This window comes from Psychrobacter sp. PSP (genome assembly GCF_024085615.1).
In the GTDB taxonomy this organism is placed as follows: domain Bacteria; phylum Pseudomonadota; class Gammaproteobacteria; order Pseudomonadales; family Moraxellaceae; genus Psychrobacter; species Psychrobacter pacificensis.
This window is the reverse complement of sequence record NZ_JABLTF010000005.1, coordinates 1-14,820: the sequence shown is the minus strand read 5'-3', so window position 1 is coordinate 14,820 and position 14,820 is coordinate 1. Positions and strand designations below refer to the sequence as shown.

The window sequence follows — 14,820 nt, the reverse complement described above, 5'->3', positions numbered from 1 at the left end:
TTATTCAAAGGTGGCAATAAAACGACTATGATTTCACCAGTTTTACCAATGGTGCATAGCCCGATTGCGGCATCACATCGACTGGGATGAACTGTAGCGCCCCGCCATTGATACAATAACGCAGCCCGCCACGGTCTTTTGGACCATCAGAAAATACATGACCTAAATGTGAATCTGCTACGCGCGAGCGCACCTCAGTACGTACCATATTGAATGCCGTATCTTGATGCTGAGTAATCACTTGCATATCAATAGGCTTGGTAAAGCTGGGCCAGCCGCACCCTGACTGGTATTTATCAGTCGACAAAAACAGCGGCTCACCGCTCACCACGTCGACATAAATCCCTGGTGCAAATAAATCGTCATATTCATGACTAAAAGCACGCTCCGTCCCAGCCTCTTGCGTGATATTGTATTGCGCTTTGGTCAAGGTATTCTTTAGCGCATCTTTGTCAAATTTAGCATAGCGCTTGGGATCTAACGTCTCAGCAATAGTCTCAACTGGCGCAAGCTTGGTGCGAGCTGCCCCTTCAGGCTTATCATCAGCAAGACTCAAATCAATATGACAATAGCCATTTGGATTTTTTGCCAGATAATCCTGATGATACATCTCAGCCAAATAAAAATTATCTAAGGGTTCATTTTCGACCACGACTTTTTGCTCATATTTGCTTTGTACACGCTTGAGCGCAGCATCAATCACCGCTTTGTCTTCTTTGTCAGTGTAATACACACCTGAGCGATACTGCACACCGCGATCATTGCCTTGCTTGTTCAGACTCGTTGGATCAACCACTCGGAAATAGTATTTTAAGATGGTATCGAGGTCTGTTTTGTCGGCATCATAGGTAACTTTTACGGTTTCTGCATGACCTGAGCCACGAATGACTTGCTCATAGCTTGGATTGGCTGTATCGCCATTGGCGTAACCTGATACGGCATCGATGACGCCATCAACGCGCTCCATATAAGCTTCAACACCCCAAAAACAGCCCCCTGCAAGGTAGATTGAGCGGGTGTTGATTGGTTTGCCGGTCTCATTGTAGTACACGCCATCTTTTTGCTTGATGGTTTCGATTTTATTGTTATCTGATGCTTGTGCATTGGCAGGTTTAGCGTTACCTGCTTTGAGCTCAGCGAAGCCATTATCTGCATTTTCGGCAAGTGCGTAGGCTTGCTCTACTGATATATTACCTTTTACCAAGTGTACTAGATTGCCATTTTTATCAAGGATAGCCCAGCTTGGATAAACTTGTACACCAAGCTTATTGATAAGTTCACCTGAAGGGTCAGTCAAGACAGGCAAGTTTGGGTGGTCCGCTTGTACGCCTGCATACCAAGTACTAAACTCACCATCCGCTTTTTCATTCAGGTGACCAGGACTGGCGACAGTCATGACATTCAGCCCTGAAAATTTAGGATCAGTGCGCCATGTCTCAGTCTCCTTTAACGTTCCCAAGCATAACGGGCACCAACTCGCCCAAAATTTTACCAAGGTTGGCTTATTAGGATCAATCACTGCCGCACCTGTGTCGCCTAAGCCGCTCGTTAGCTGCGGCAATGCTTGCATTTGTTTGAGCATGTCGGAAGGCAACATGTCACGAGAGCTTGTGACACCAGTATTTTGACTACCTGATTTGGTACTACTGCTTGCGCTGCTTTCTGCATTACTCATCTGGCCACAGGCGACTAATATGCCTGCACTTAGCACTGTTGTCATGCTAAAGGCGCTAACATTTTTTAGCCAGCTTGGTGAGCGAGGTTTCTTAATTTCTTCATGATTACTATTTTTTTGATTGTTTTTATATGACATGACATGTCCTTGTTACGAATGGTGCGAGTTTTGGCAACCATGAGCGATAAATAGCTCAAAATTCTATTATGAGGGAACTCAAGTTAAAGAGATAAGACTTTGAAAAATGGTGGAGAGACAGTGATTCTGATGGTTGAGACGCATTAGTTCATCTTAATAGTATACAACGCTACTGGAGCCTACTTTAATAGTAAGCTGTTGATAGCTACACTTATTTAACAGGATAGTAAGAGTGCTGATAGAGAAGTATCTGACACCCTCATCAATCCCAATTAAGCTTTGGCACGCATAAACTGCTCGACATAATCATCAGCAGGATTGTGTCTTAAGTCGCTTGGTGTTCCTGTCTGTACTAAGCGTCCGCCATTTAAAATACTGATGCGCTGACCAACTTTAATAGCCTCATCGATATCATGGGTGATAAAAACGATGGTTTTGTTCAGGCGCTCTTGTAGTTCTAATAATTGATCTTGCAACTGCGCGCGAATAAGCGGATCAAGCGCAGAGAATGCCTCATCCATCAATAAGATGGGATTGTCCGTTGCTAGCGCACGAGCCAGCCCAACTCGCTGCTGCATACCGCCAGATAACTCATCAGGGTAGCTGTGCTCTAGGTTGGTCAGCCCTACTTCATTGAGCCAATAACGCGCGATCTCATGACGCTCGCTCACACTCATTTTACGGACACGCAGACCATAAGCGACGTTTTGAATCACAGTCATGTGCGGAACTAAGCCGAAATGCTGAAAAACCATGCTGACCGTTTGCTGGCGGTAGTGCTGCAATTGTTTATCATTAAGTTCTAAAATATTGATAGCGTTAGATGAGCTTTCGTCTACTGGCGCAGTGTTTGCCTGAGTATTATCCTTGGCATGCGTTTTGGTATTGACCGTCGTGTTAACCCATATCTCCCCGCTGGTTGGATCAATCAATCGATTGAGATGACGTATCAAGGTCGACTTGCCAGAGCCTGACAACCCCATGATGCAATGTAGCTCGCCTGCCTTGATATTCAAGTTGATATCGTAGAGCCCCACCGAGTAGCCAGTTTGTTCTTTAACTGCAACGCTATCCATACCCTCAGCCAGTAACGCCATTGCAGACTGGGCTTGCGTGCTATTGGCATTATAGATTTTACTGATATTTTTTAGCTGGATATGATTCATCGTGACTCTCGCTATTTGCTTGATTTTTATGCTGGCTTTACTCATTGACTATTGGACAAGTTTCTACCCAATCGGACGCCTGCCTGCTTTGATCGTTTTTTGACGAGCACGCTTTCCTTGACCAAAGGCTTGAGTAATGCGGTCAATGATAATGGCAACGATAACGATCGCCATACCCGCTTGTAAGCCTTGCCCGATATTAAGCGTTTGGATAGATTGCAATACATCTTCACCAAGGCCTGGGGCACCAATCATCGACGCCAGCACCACCATCGCAAGTGACATCATGACCGCCTGATTAATACCTGCCATAATACTGGGCAGTGCTTGTGGCAGCTTGATCCAAATGAGTAGCTGCAAATGCGTACTACCAAAAGAGCGTCCTGCCTCGACCATTTCATGATTCACTTGGGTAACACCCAACGTTGTCAGGCGAATCAGTGGTGGCAGCGCGTAAATAACCGTTGCAAAAAGTGCAGGCACTTTACCAATACCAAACAGCATCAGTACCGGTATGAGATACACAAAGCTTGGCATCGTCTGCATCACATCGAGTACTGGCGTCACAATCTTGCGCAGCAGCTTGCTACCCGACATGGCAATACCGATAGGAATACCAATCACCACCGTGACCAATACTGACACGATGAGTAACGCTAAGGTATCAATCAGCGCGCCCCATAACCCAAAAGCACCAATCAAAAATAGCCCCGCGCCGCATGCCAACGCAAACCAAATCTTGCGTACACCAAACCACGCCAATACAGCCACTAAGGCGATAATCAGCCAAGGCGGAATAATCGTTAATAATCGCTCAATAGGTAAGAGCAAGTACGTAAGTGTCACCGTGCTAATAGTGCGAAATACGTCTCCGTAGTTTTGGACGACGCTTGATAAGGCATTGTTGAGCGGGGTCTCAAGTGACCATGATGGAAAACTGGATGATAATACCGACTGATCCATAGTAGAAGCAGTATCATCAATCGAGGTGGTACCGTCCAAACTGACACCTAGCTTAGTCGCAAGATTGGTAGCAGCTTCCTCAGACAACCAACCGCGCCAAACGTCTGGGTTATCACGCAAAAACACCAACGCCTGCTCATCGCCACTACGCTTACTCTCACTCATCTCCAAGATAGCGCCGTTCAGCTCATCAGGCGTAAACTGTATCTTTTTGAAGACCTCTGCCAGCTCAGGATTGGTGTCGATAAATGGGGTCGATGCTGCAATACCAAGAGGCGATACGGGAAAGCCTGATACGCAATCAGACGTGCCGTCAGCGAGTAATAGGTCTTGCCAGCAGGCATCTTTGTGATCTGGGAACTCTAAAGCAGCAAAGTCATACTTTGCCATTAGGCCCGTAGGCTGCCAGTAGTAAAACAATAGTGGCTTATGCTGCTCAAAAGCAGAGGCGATTTCAGCATCGAGCGCAGCGCCCGTACCGGGATGAGCATTATTAAAAATACTATCAAGCCCCGTATTTTTTAGAAGGCGCGTATTAAAAATCTCACAGGTCCATCCAGAAGGACAATTCATAAAGCGAGATTTGCTCGGATCTTCAGGGTCTTTGAATAGATCAGCATATTTGGGCAAGTCTTGATAACGACGTAGCCCTGGGTTTTCTTCTAATACATATTTTGGGACATACCACCCTTGGGTTGCGCCACCTTTGAGTGTATCGCCAATGACAGCCACTTTGTTCTGCTCGATGGCATTTTCCATGATTGGTGAGCGTCCAATCCACTGCTCACCGATGATCTGAATATCGTTTTGAGACAATGCGGTCTCAAGCGCAGGTCCTGCTCCTGGCATTTCTTCTACCGTACAACCGTAACCCTCTTCAGCAATATATTTAAGCACCCCAGAAGTAAACTGTCCGCTCTCCCACGTCAGTGCGCCAAACTTGATCGGTGACTCACAAGCTGCGGATGCTGATAAAGGCAGCAACAACGCGCTCATACACAGTAAACTTAATGCAATCCATTGGCGCATGTTCTGTCCTATTTATTGTTTTGTACTGACATGAAAGAAGTATCACAACCACAGAGCATCACGATGCCATATTGACTCACAACATCTATGAATCATTCACTGTTGTTTAGACTTACTACAAAGTGTAGCGACTTATAGGAGTAATAACAAATGCTTATTTTTCGATTGCTGAGATGGTTAAACCTTATGCCATGCAGATATAACACTATCATTAATAAACCTTTTCCCAATGCTAACCTTTGATTTTTTGACAAAAAAATAGCACCTATTTTGATAGATGCTATAGATATAGGTATCGAATGAAGAGAGTTCAAAATCAATTTTTGAATAACTCCCATAGAGCAATTATTTCAAAAACAATGCCATCGCCTTTTTAAACAGTCCACCATAAGGCGGCAATAAGAAATTGAGACCATTAAGCTTAGTTTGTACAAAAACTGGTTTCATATGGCTCAAACGCTCAAAACCTGCTTTGCCATGGTAAGCACCTGTACCAGAATCACCAACCCCACCAAATGGCAAGTCATGCTGGGCGACATGCATGATCACTTCATTGATACATAGACCCCCAGAGACGGTATTGTTACGCACGTTTTCGATGCTGCTATAGTTGTCACTAAAGACATATAGCGCTAATGGACGTGGACGCGCGTTGACGAAAGAAATCGCATCATCCAATGTCTCATAATGCATCAGCGGCAAAATCGGAGCAAAAATCTCATTTTGCATCAGATCGCTATCAGGCGCAGGCTCGCTCACAATCACAGGTGGCATCAAGCGCGTTTCGATATTGGGCTCAACTGCAGTAAGTGCGTGTATCTCAACACCTGTTAGCGCGTCTAGGTAACCCTTGACCCGTTTAAACTGCTCACCATTGATAATGCGTGAATAGTCTGGATTGTTTTCGATATTGGGATAGTGCTTGGCCATCCACTCTTTTGCTAAATGGATAAACTGGTCATGATATTGACGCTGAATCAATACATAATCTGGGGCAATACACGTCTGACCTGCATTTAGTGTTTTACCCATCATGACACGGTTGACCACCGACTCTAGATTGGCATCATCCAATACAATCACTGGTGACTTACCACCAAGCTCAAGCGTCACTGGGGTCAAGTTAGGTGCCGCAGCCGCCATGACTTTTTTGCCGACCGCAGTAGACCCAGTATAGAGTAGATGGTCAAATGGTAATTCGCTAAAGGCGGCCGCAATATCCACCTCACCCAGCACCACACAAATCATATCGGGCGAAAAATAACGAGAAATGGCATCAGCAAATGTCTGAGCAAACTGCGGCGCAGCTTCGCTCATTTTGACCATGACCCGGTTGCCTGCGACAAGCGCATCAATCATCGGACCAATCGCCAAAAACAGCGGATAATTCCAAGGCACCATGATACCGACCACCCCCAATGGCTGCGGCTGAATCTCATTGTGAGCGGGCATATATAGGGGTGAAATAGGCGCACGATACGTTTTCATCCACTTTTTGCCGTGTTTTTTGGCATGACTGATACCTGTGAAGCTCGGGAACAGCTCGGCAAACTGAGTCTCTGATTGGCTACGATACCCAAAGTCTGCGCTGATTGCTTTTGCAAAGCTTTCTTGATTGTCGCTCAGCATCACTTCTAAATTATCTAGCTGGGTCTCACGAGTACCCCAATCATTGATCGGCTGCTTACGGCTTAGCATTTGTAAGCGCGCAAATTGCGCTTTCATCTCATCGATGGTTTTTGCGGTACTCAGTGCTTCAGGCATACGCTGCAGCGAAAAACCTGCATCGGTTGGTGCCTGCTCATGGGCGTGTTGGTTGCTATCTGTCATTTATCTTCCTTGTCGTGCTCATATGATGTCACATGCTCACTATGTTTATTGAATTATGGTGTTACTTTGTTAGTCAGACGCGCGCATCCGTTATATGCCCTGACCGTACATTTTATTCGGTTTTGCTTATCAAACTTTAATGTAGCGCATTGACTGCGCAATGAACAGCTTCTTTGGTTGACTAGTGCGTCTGTACTAGTGTTGTCTACCTATCAGCTAACTCAATGATATATAAATATTTTTATGAATCCTTCATGACTTTTCACCCTTATTATTTAACTGTCTTTTAGACTGCGTGATAGCATATAATCTTTGAGCGATACCTGCCAAAACTGCTACACTAGCCATCGGCATCCTCCGCCTTTACACTGGACAATCATAAGACAGACACGCTCATGCAAAACGACACACAACCGCTCAATGACATGCTGATCAGTAAATCTCTGTCAGCAGCCGATTATGTTCCCACTCTCGATGCCATGCTGTCACGTACTCTCGAACGTATCGATCTAAAAAAACAGCAAGGACTGCGCACGCCTGATGAGTTATGGATCGTTGATCACAACGATGTTTATACGCTTGGACAAGCAGGCAAAGAAGAACACATCTTGCAGCGCACCGACACGCCTATCATCAAGACCGACCGCGGTGGTCAGGTAACTTGGCATGGTCACGGACAGCTGGTACTTTACTGGTTGTTTGACTTAAACAGTTTGGGCTGGAGTGTACGCCATCTGGTCTCCCATGCTGAGCAGGCGATAGAGGATGTGGTAAATGATTGTCTGCGTCACTCACCATCTGCTAGCAGTGAGCATATCAGCGCCCATGCTCGCCGTGATGCGCCTGGTGTATATCTGTATGCGGAGTCACCTGTAACGAATATGGCGGATGATGCAGATGGCATGCCAGCCAGTAGCGACTCTTTGGATGACAAGATTATGCTTGGGAAAATAGCGTCATTGGGCTTTAAGATTAAGCATGGTTTTAGCTATCATGGTATCGCAATTAACTTAGACTGTGATTTGTCAGCATTTAATGCTATCAATCCTTGCGGTTATGCGGGGATGCAGATGTTGCGCTTGTCTGATTTTGTGGCCATGCAGACAGATTCAGAGCAAAAAGAGTCAGAAACACAAACGACTCAACAAATCAGCGACACATTAAACTACAAGATAGTTACTCAAAAACTTATCGACAATATCGCCAAGCGTCATGCTGGACTGATTGAACTACGAGCAATAGCGCCAAAGTGAGTTTTGAGTCCATTTTTGCATAATCTTTTTTTGCATAATATCTTGCACGCTTAGACTTAAGCATTAAGAGAAAATTTGGACCAAACTTGTTATAATCGCACCCAGTACAAATCGGGTGCGGTAAAAATTTTGCAGTATCCCTAGCTAAATCAATCATTCAAACCTCTAAAACAAAAGCAAATTGGAGTATTTCATGGCAGATTTTAATAAAATTTTGGACGCAGGCGACGTAGACGGCGGTATCATCAACGTAGTAGTAGAGATCCCAACTGGTAGCAGTCATAAAATTGAGTGGAATCGCGAATTGGCAGTATTTGAGCTTGATCGTATTGACCCACAGATTTTTGCTAAGCCATGTAACTATGGTTTCATCCCACAAACGCTTGACGAAGATGGTGATGAGCTAGATGCATTGATTTTGACTGAGCAGCCGCTACCGACTGGCATTTTCCTAAAAGCAAAAGTCATCGGTGTCATGAAGTTTGTTGATGATGGCGAAGTCGATGACAAAATCGTTGTCGTACCTGCTGACGACCGTGACACAGGTAATGCTTACAACAGCCTAGAAGATCTGCCAAAGCAGTTAATCAACCAACTAGAGTTCCATTTCAGCCACTATAAAGACCTGAAAAAAGCGGGCACTACTGTGGTTGAGTCTTGGGGTGATGTGAGCGAAGCCAAAGAAGTCATCAAAGAATCTATCCAACGCTGGAAAGACCTATAATTTATTAAAATTGGCATAAATGCTAATCATAGATAAATACCAAAATACCGCGATCGCAATGTGATCGCGGTATTTTTTTGTTTGAATACTCTGTGTGTAACTTGAATACTCTGTATGTAAAATGGTTATAATAAACGCGACTACTCATTCACACGCATACGCCGTAATAAGGACAGCCATGTTTAACCCCGACCCTAGCAAAAAGCCGGTCAATACCAAGTTGCCAAAAGACGTCATCATGATGGTCGAAAAAAACAACTTGGTAATGGCCATCAAAACGTTGGCGGCAGACGAAAACATCAGTATGGATGAAGCCAAAACTAGGATTGATGCCTATGAGACTGCACTCAAAGTAAAACAACAGCAAAAGCTCAATACCATCGCCAGCAAACAAGGTATCCCCAATCAGGCCATTAGTTTCGATAGAGAGCAAGAGATCGAAGATGAGCCTGGTCCATTAGTAAAAAACCGTGTTAAATCTACTCAGCCAGGGCAAGGGTTTAAAAGCTTACAAGCGGGTGTCGACAGTCAACTCAATGACTTGGGTTATAAAAAACCTTTACTCCCTTATTGGCTAAAACGATTACTCGTTATCGCTGTCTTGATGATAGGTATATTTTGGATATTGTGGCGAGTGTTTGGTTAAGTAACGTACTGGATCGCGATACTTTTTATAGAACCGTTTATCGCTGATACTGTAGCCTGCGAGTATTATTACTCACGGGCTGGACAATAGAAAAGCCTAACAAGGCCTGCTGGTTTCGCTAGTCTGTTATAAGTGGTTCCATTATACCAGTCTGTTTTAAGTGGTCTGTTAATTGATTAAGAGGTCTGTTTTGCTAGTTCCCTTGGGGTATAATTTAAACGGTTGTTTTATGCCGACTTATTCTTGTTGCAGCCAAAGTAACTACTGCCATTGCCAAAGGTATGAAAGACACCCACAACACAATAGACCAGCCATAAATACTTAGTATTCCTCCTGAAGAAAACGATCCTATAGCCATCAATCCGAATATAATAAAATCGTTGAGCGACTGAACTCGATTTCTCTCTTCGGATTGATGACATTCTAGTACCAAAGCGGAAGCGCCTAAAAAGCCAAAATTCCAACCAACTCCTAACAGAATCAACATCCACCAAAAGTGAGAAATATCTTCTCCCATCAGTCCAATAGCTGCTGATAAACTAGTTAGAAGAATACCCAAAGCCGAAATACGCGTGGCACCAAAACGTGCGATTAATTTACCCGTAAAAAAGCTTGGCGCATACATGGCAATGACATGCCACTGGATACCTAAATTTGCTGATTCTTGGCTGTGTCCATGCATGTGCATAGCCAAAGGTGCTGCTGTCATAAGAAAGTTCATGATCATATAAGATGCTGCGCCACAAATTACCGCACAGACAAAACGTGGTTGAAGAGCAATTTCAAACAAAGGACGTCCCTTATTCATTAAGGGAATTTTAGGCGCTGGCGCATGAACACCAAAAAGGATAATACCTGATAGCAACGCTACCGTTGCCTGAGCAAGGAAAGTAGCAGCAAACATCTGCTGTGGCCATAAATGCATGGTATGGGTGACAAGTTGTGGACCAATAATACCCGCAACAATGCCACCAGCCATCACAAGGGACAGAGCTTGAGCCCGCTTATTGGCTGGTAAACCATCGGCAGCGGCAAACCGAAAAGAAAGTACCACTGCCGCATAAGCACCACCAAAGAATGTGGAAACACAAAACAACCAAAACCAACCCATAAATAGGGCGGCTACAGCTAAAAGACCGGTCAGTATCCCAGCCCCTGTACCGGCTAAAAATGCAGTTCGTCTGCCAAATCTACTCGCTAATTCTCCAGCTGGAAATACGCAAGCTGCCATACCAACAACAAATATTGAAATAGGCAGCGTTGCTAGGACAGGTGAAGGCGCTAGTATATTTCCTACAATGGCTCCCGTTGCATATATGACAACGGAGTTAGCGCCTGATAACGCCTGAGCAATGGTTAAACGCCATATATTAGAACGATGAGTTTGTGAGTCAATGTTTTCTGCTTCATGTAATACTACTTTAGCTTCTTCAACCATTATTTTTGATTCTCTGATCAATGTTTTTTTGATGTATTTCTTACTTATTGTAAATGTTTAATGATTCAATTGATTCAATGCGTCCTTTGCAACAGTAGCAAAATATTCTGCTCCGATAAGAAGTAAGTCGTCATTAAAATCGTAATGAGCATTATGCAAAGGAGTACCACCTTGATCTTTTTGTTTTCCATTGCCGAAAAAAACAAAATTGCCTGATATTTTTTCTAGAAAGGCTCCAAAATCTTCTGAAATCATCATCGGTTGGATATTATCTTCAACATGGTCTCGCCCTACCACTTTCGCTGCTGCCTCTACAGCTATAGGAACATATTGTTCAGAATTTACTGTAGGTGCAAATTCATGAGTGTAACTCACAGTACCACTAGTATTGTGAGCTGCACATATACCATCAACAATCGTACGCATACGCTCTTCAAGCTGTACTTGAATAGCTTTGGAATAGCTTCGAGTATCACCTTTAATGATTACTCTCCCAGGAATGGCATTTCGCAGTCCATCGGTTAGGATTTCTGTACAAGACAATACAGCCGATTGGCTTGGATCTACATTTCTAGATACGATGGTTTGTAAAGCCAAAATTATATTTGCTGCCACTACCATCGTATCATTACCCATATGTGGCCGAGCAGCATGAGTACCATCACCCTGAATAGTGATTTCAAAATTATCCTCACTAGCCATAATGCCACCGGAGCGAGTAGAAATAGTACCTAATTGCATCCCTGGCATATTATGACCACCGAAGATTGCATTTACTGGAAAACGATCAAATACTCCGTCAGCCATCATCGCTTTTGCACCACAACCATGTTCTTCTGCAGGCTGAAACAAGAAACGTATCGTACCATCAAAGTTAGGATTGTCAGTAAGTAGTTTTGCGGCACCCAGAACCATAGCCATATGGCCATCATGTCCGCAAGCGTGCATTTTTCCGTGATGTTGGGAAATATATTGACGCTCATTTGATGCTTCACAAATATTTAAGGCATCCATATCAGCACGAATCGCAACAGCCTTGTCACTAGCTCCTCGACTTATACTGGCTATTAGTCCCGTACCGCCAATACCAGATGTTACCTCTAATCCCATATTCGATAGAGTTTGAGTAACAAATTCAGCAGTCTTATGTTCTTCAAAACCAGTTTCTGGATACTGATGTAAATGATGGCGCCAACCCATCAACAATTTTTGTAGTGCTTGATTGGATGACATTATTCACTCCTTACTGTTTAGCAATGACTTCTTCTGCTGTCAGTCCTGTTAACTCTTTGAAGAGCTCTGGGGCGGTAGCACCTTCAGTGTTGATGATTAGAACTTCGGAGTTCGCGTTTAGCTCTAACACATCAAGCTGATCTTGTTCTACTAATTTTCTTAGCAGCGCTAGTCCTGCCACACCAGATTCGCCTCCAACAATTGGAGTATCTTCATGGTATCCTTGAGCGAGCTGTAACATGCTGTCTATGGCATCTTGATCTTCTATCAAAGCAAAATAGTCTACACTCGGTTGTAAGAACCTCCAAGCAATTTGTGAGGTTTCTCCGCATGCAAGACCCGCCATGATAGAGTCTACACTACCCGTAGCCGAAGCCGGCTTACCTTGAATAGCACTCTGATACAAGCAATCAGCTTGGCTTGGTTCGACGATAACAAATATGGGACGCTCGACTCCGTAATGTTCCCAAAAGTAACTGAACACTCCTGCTGCCAAACCACCTACGCCACCTTGAAGGATAATATGAGTGGGTTTTTTCTGATTGTCCTCAAGCTGTTCCACTATCTCTGCAGCCATCACTCCGTAGCCTTGCATTACATCTCTTGGGATTTCCGTATAACCCTCGTACGAGGTGTCTGATACGACAGTCCAGCCATTTTCTTTGGCAATTCGATCGGCTTCTTCAACTGACTCGTCATAGTTTCCAGCGATACGCACCATAGTTGCGTCGTAAGCAGCAATCGCGTCTTCACGTTCTTTACTCACTTGTGCATGAATGACAATAGTACAAGGACAACCACTAGACTGAGACGCTGCTGCTAATGCTCGTCCGTGATTACCGTCAGTGGCGCTTACGACGGCAAAATTAGCCAATTGTTCACGGTAAGCACCTAACAAGATTTTGTCCGCTTCGAATGCTGGGAAATGTTTTAAAATCAGTTTGATCAGCGCATTGGGTGCGCCCAGAGCTTTAAAGCTACCGAGCTGGGAGCGTTTTGATTCATCTTTGATCCAAAGCGATTTGATCCCTAGAGCGTGAGCTGTACCTTTCATCGACCAAAGCGGTGTAGCATTTGGACTGAGTAAGGGCCATTTTGAAAGCCATTGTTTGCTTTTTTGGGCAGCGTCTTGATTTAGAGTGCTGGCCAACTCGCTTGGATAGGCCATATAGGTTGCTTTTTGATTTCTTAGATTAACACATGAAGTGCAATACCAAATGCAAGGTGAAAAAAAGACCTAGATGCGCTAGCATCAAAGTTTTTATCCACCGACCAAAGTGAGATTGCAACCATGAGCTATACACATCTAAGTGAACTGACCCCCGAAACTTGGACGGTTTAGTTTATACCAAGGACTGAGTTCTGTACTGCACAGGGCTCAGTCCTTTTAGTTTGAGTTGAATACGCTCATTATTGTAATAATGCATATACTCATGAATCTGTTGTTCTAACTGCTCAATCGATTTTGGTTTCTCAATATAAATCGTCTCGCACTTCAGCGTACCAAAGAACCCCTCCATCAGCGCATTATCCAAGCAGTTGCCTTTTCTGCTCATGCTTTGCTTAATACCGTGCTGTTTAAGCGCCTTACTGAACGGTCTCATCTGATAATGCCAGCCTTGATCTGAATGCAGCATTAAACGGTTGTTCTGGTGCGTATCTATCTTATCTAACGCCTTATCTAGCATCTTGCTAACCAAATCATAGGTAGGTCTCTTTGAGAGCGTATAGCTGATGATCTCATTGTTATAACAATCGAGTATCGGTGATAAATATAGCTTATGATCACCTACCTTAAACTCAGTAATATCAGTGAGCCAGCGTGTGTTTGGTCTATCTGCATGAAACTGACGCTTTAAATAATTCTTTGCAATTTTGCCTTGTACACCTTTATAAGAGCGATATCTTTGTCGTCGAATCCGTGCACTTAAGTTTAAATGACGCATAAGCTTAGCGATGAGCTTGTGATTGTAATGGCTACCTAACTGCTTTAGCGCTGCCGTTATTCTACGATAGCCGTACCTGCCTTTATGCTGGTGATACAGCTTAGTAATACGCTGTTTTAAGTCAGCATGTTTATCTTTATCACCAAGCTTTTCTCTATGATAGTAAAAGACGCTTTTAGGCATACCAGCGGCTTTAAGTAAGTCAGATAAACAGCAGCGCTCTCTTAGTCCTTCGATGAGCCTTGCTTTTTGCCTGCTTTTTCCTCCGCTTTGAGCAAGGCATCGAGCTTTTTTAGGTAGGCAACCTCTGCACGTAAGTACTCATTCTCACGCTTCAATTCTGCTAAGCTTTTTTCATCCTCTGGTTTGTCTGTAATGAAGGGTTTGCTCATGACGGTTCTACCTTTAGGTTTGGAGATGAGTCCAGATATGCCTTCTAGTCGATACGCTTTATGCCAGTGACTAATAAGCGCCGGTGAGCTGATGTTATACCTTAAAGCAACTTCCAATTGACTTAAGCCTTGGCTAAGCATCGTTGTAATGACTTTGTGTTTAAACTCGTGACTATAGTAAGCTTTGCTGGTCTTTGGTTTGATAGCTTCAATACCACCGCTTTGATATTGCTTAACCCATTTGATAACTATCTTATTATCTAGGTTAAATTCCTCAGCTGTAGCACGACCAGTATGTCCTTGCATATAGTATGCGATGACTTCAAGCTTAAAGTCTAGATCGTAGCGCATAAAAATACCCCATAAGTTGTGTCCAACTTATGGGGG

At 44.0% G+C, this 14,820-nt stretch carries 12 protein-coding genes; 3 read left to right on the top strand and 9 right to left on the bottom strand.

What is annotated here, in order from left to right; translation table 11 throughout:
* Positions 1–25: 25 nt before the first annotated feature.
* The 4 genes from msrAB to HL061_RS00110 all read right to left on the bottom strand — a co-directional run bounded on the left by msrAB (position 26) and on the right by HL061_RS00110 (position 6,735).
* Positions 26–1,813, bottom strand: coding sequence for a bifunctional peptide-methionine (S)-S-oxide reductase MsrA/peptide-methionine (R)-S-oxide reductase MsrB (gene msrAB, locus HL061_RS00125; RefSeq protein ID WP_093070932.1), 1,788 nt, complete (start codon positions 1,811–1,813; stop codon positions 26–28).
* A 272-nt stretch (positions 1,814–2,085) separates the two neighbouring features.
* Positions 2,086–2,979 carry an ATP-binding cassette domain-containing protein gene (locus HL061_RS00120; RefSeq protein ID WP_071001373.1) on the bottom strand — a complete coding sequence of 298 codons (894 nt, stop codon included), beginning with the start codon at positions 2,977–2,979 and terminating at the stop codon, positions 2,086–2,088.
* Between the two features lie 63 nt (positions 2,980–3,042).
* On the bottom strand, positions 3,043–4,971 hold the full coding sequence (locus HL061_RS00115; protein WP_083328793.1) for a glycine betaine ABC transporter substrate-binding protein: 1,929 nt from the start codon (positions 4,969–4,971) through the stop codon (positions 3,043–3,045).
* Positions 4,972–5,316: 345 nt separating this feature from the next.
* The gene (locus HL061_RS00110) at positions 5,317–6,735 is read right to left on the bottom strand and encodes a coniferyl aldehyde dehydrogenase (RefSeq protein WP_227517211.1); all 1,419 of its coding nucleotides are present in this window, start codon (positions 6,733–6,735) and stop codon (positions 5,317–5,319) included.
* 461 nt (positions 6,736–7,196) lie between these two features.
* Between HL061_RS00110 and lipB the strand changes: the two genes are divergently transcribed.
* The 3 genes from lipB to HL061_RS00095 all read left to right on the top strand — a co-directional run bounded on the left by lipB (position 7,197) and on the right by HL061_RS00095 (position 9,424).
* Positions 7,197–8,054 (top strand): lipoyl(octanoyl) transferase LipB, encoded by an 858-nt coding sequence (lipB, locus tag HL061_RS00105; RefSeq protein WP_071001371.1) that lies wholly within the window; start codon positions 7,197–7,199, stop codon positions 8,052–8,054.
* A 193-nt stretch (positions 8,055–8,247) separates the two neighbouring features.
* A complete protein-coding gene (locus tag HL061_RS00100; protein ID WP_058024967.1) occupies positions 8,248–8,778 on the top strand; it encodes an inorganic diphosphatase in 531 nt (176 codons plus the stop codon).
* Positions 8,779–8,956: 178 nt separating this feature from the next.
* Positions 8,957–9,424: a hypothetical protein gene (locus tag HL061_RS00095; protein ID WP_071001370.1), complete on the top strand. Its 468-nt coding sequence runs from the start codon at positions 8,957–8,959 to the stop codon at positions 9,422–9,424.
* A 214-nt stretch (positions 9,425–9,638) separates the two neighbouring features.
* Here the strand turns inward: HL061_RS00095 and HL061_RS00090 are convergent, their stop codons facing one another.
* The 5 genes from HL061_RS00090 to HL061_RS00070 all read right to left on the bottom strand — a co-directional run bounded on the left by HL061_RS00090 (position 9,639) and on the right by HL061_RS00070 (position 14,784).
* On the bottom strand, positions 9,639–10,862 hold the full coding sequence (locus tag HL061_RS00090; protein ID WP_252962373.1) for an MFS transporter: 1,224 nt from the start codon (positions 10,860–10,862) through the stop codon (positions 9,639–9,641).
* A 57-nt stretch (positions 10,863–10,919) separates the two neighbouring features.
* Positions 10,920–12,095, bottom strand: a complete 1,176-nt coding sequence (locus HL061_RS00085) for a M20 aminoacylase family protein (protein ID WP_252962372.1) — start codon at positions 12,093–12,095, stop codon at positions 10,920–10,922.
* A gap of 10 nt (positions 12,096–12,105) precedes the next feature.
* Positions 12,106–13,314: a diaminopropionate ammonia-lyase gene (locus tag HL061_RS00080; RefSeq protein ID WP_355456896.1), complete on the bottom strand. Its 1,209-nt coding sequence runs from the start codon at positions 13,312–13,314 to the stop codon at positions 12,106–12,108.
* A 124-nt stretch (positions 13,315–13,438) separates the two neighbouring features.
* Positions 13,439–14,278, bottom strand: a complete 840-nt coding sequence (locus HL061_RS00075) for an IS3 family transposase (protein ID WP_227517198.1) — start codon at positions 14,276–14,278, stop codon at positions 13,439–13,441.
* Positions 14,266–14,784 carry a helix-turn-helix domain-containing protein gene (locus tag HL061_RS00070; protein WP_071001283.1) on the bottom strand — a complete coding sequence of 173 codons (519 nt, stop codon included), beginning with the start codon at positions 14,782–14,784 and terminating at the stop codon, positions 14,266–14,268. The genes HL061_RS00075 and HL061_RS00070 overlap by 13 nt, the downstream gene beginning before the upstream one ends.
* Between the last annotated feature and the right edge of the window lie 36 nt (positions 14,785–14,820).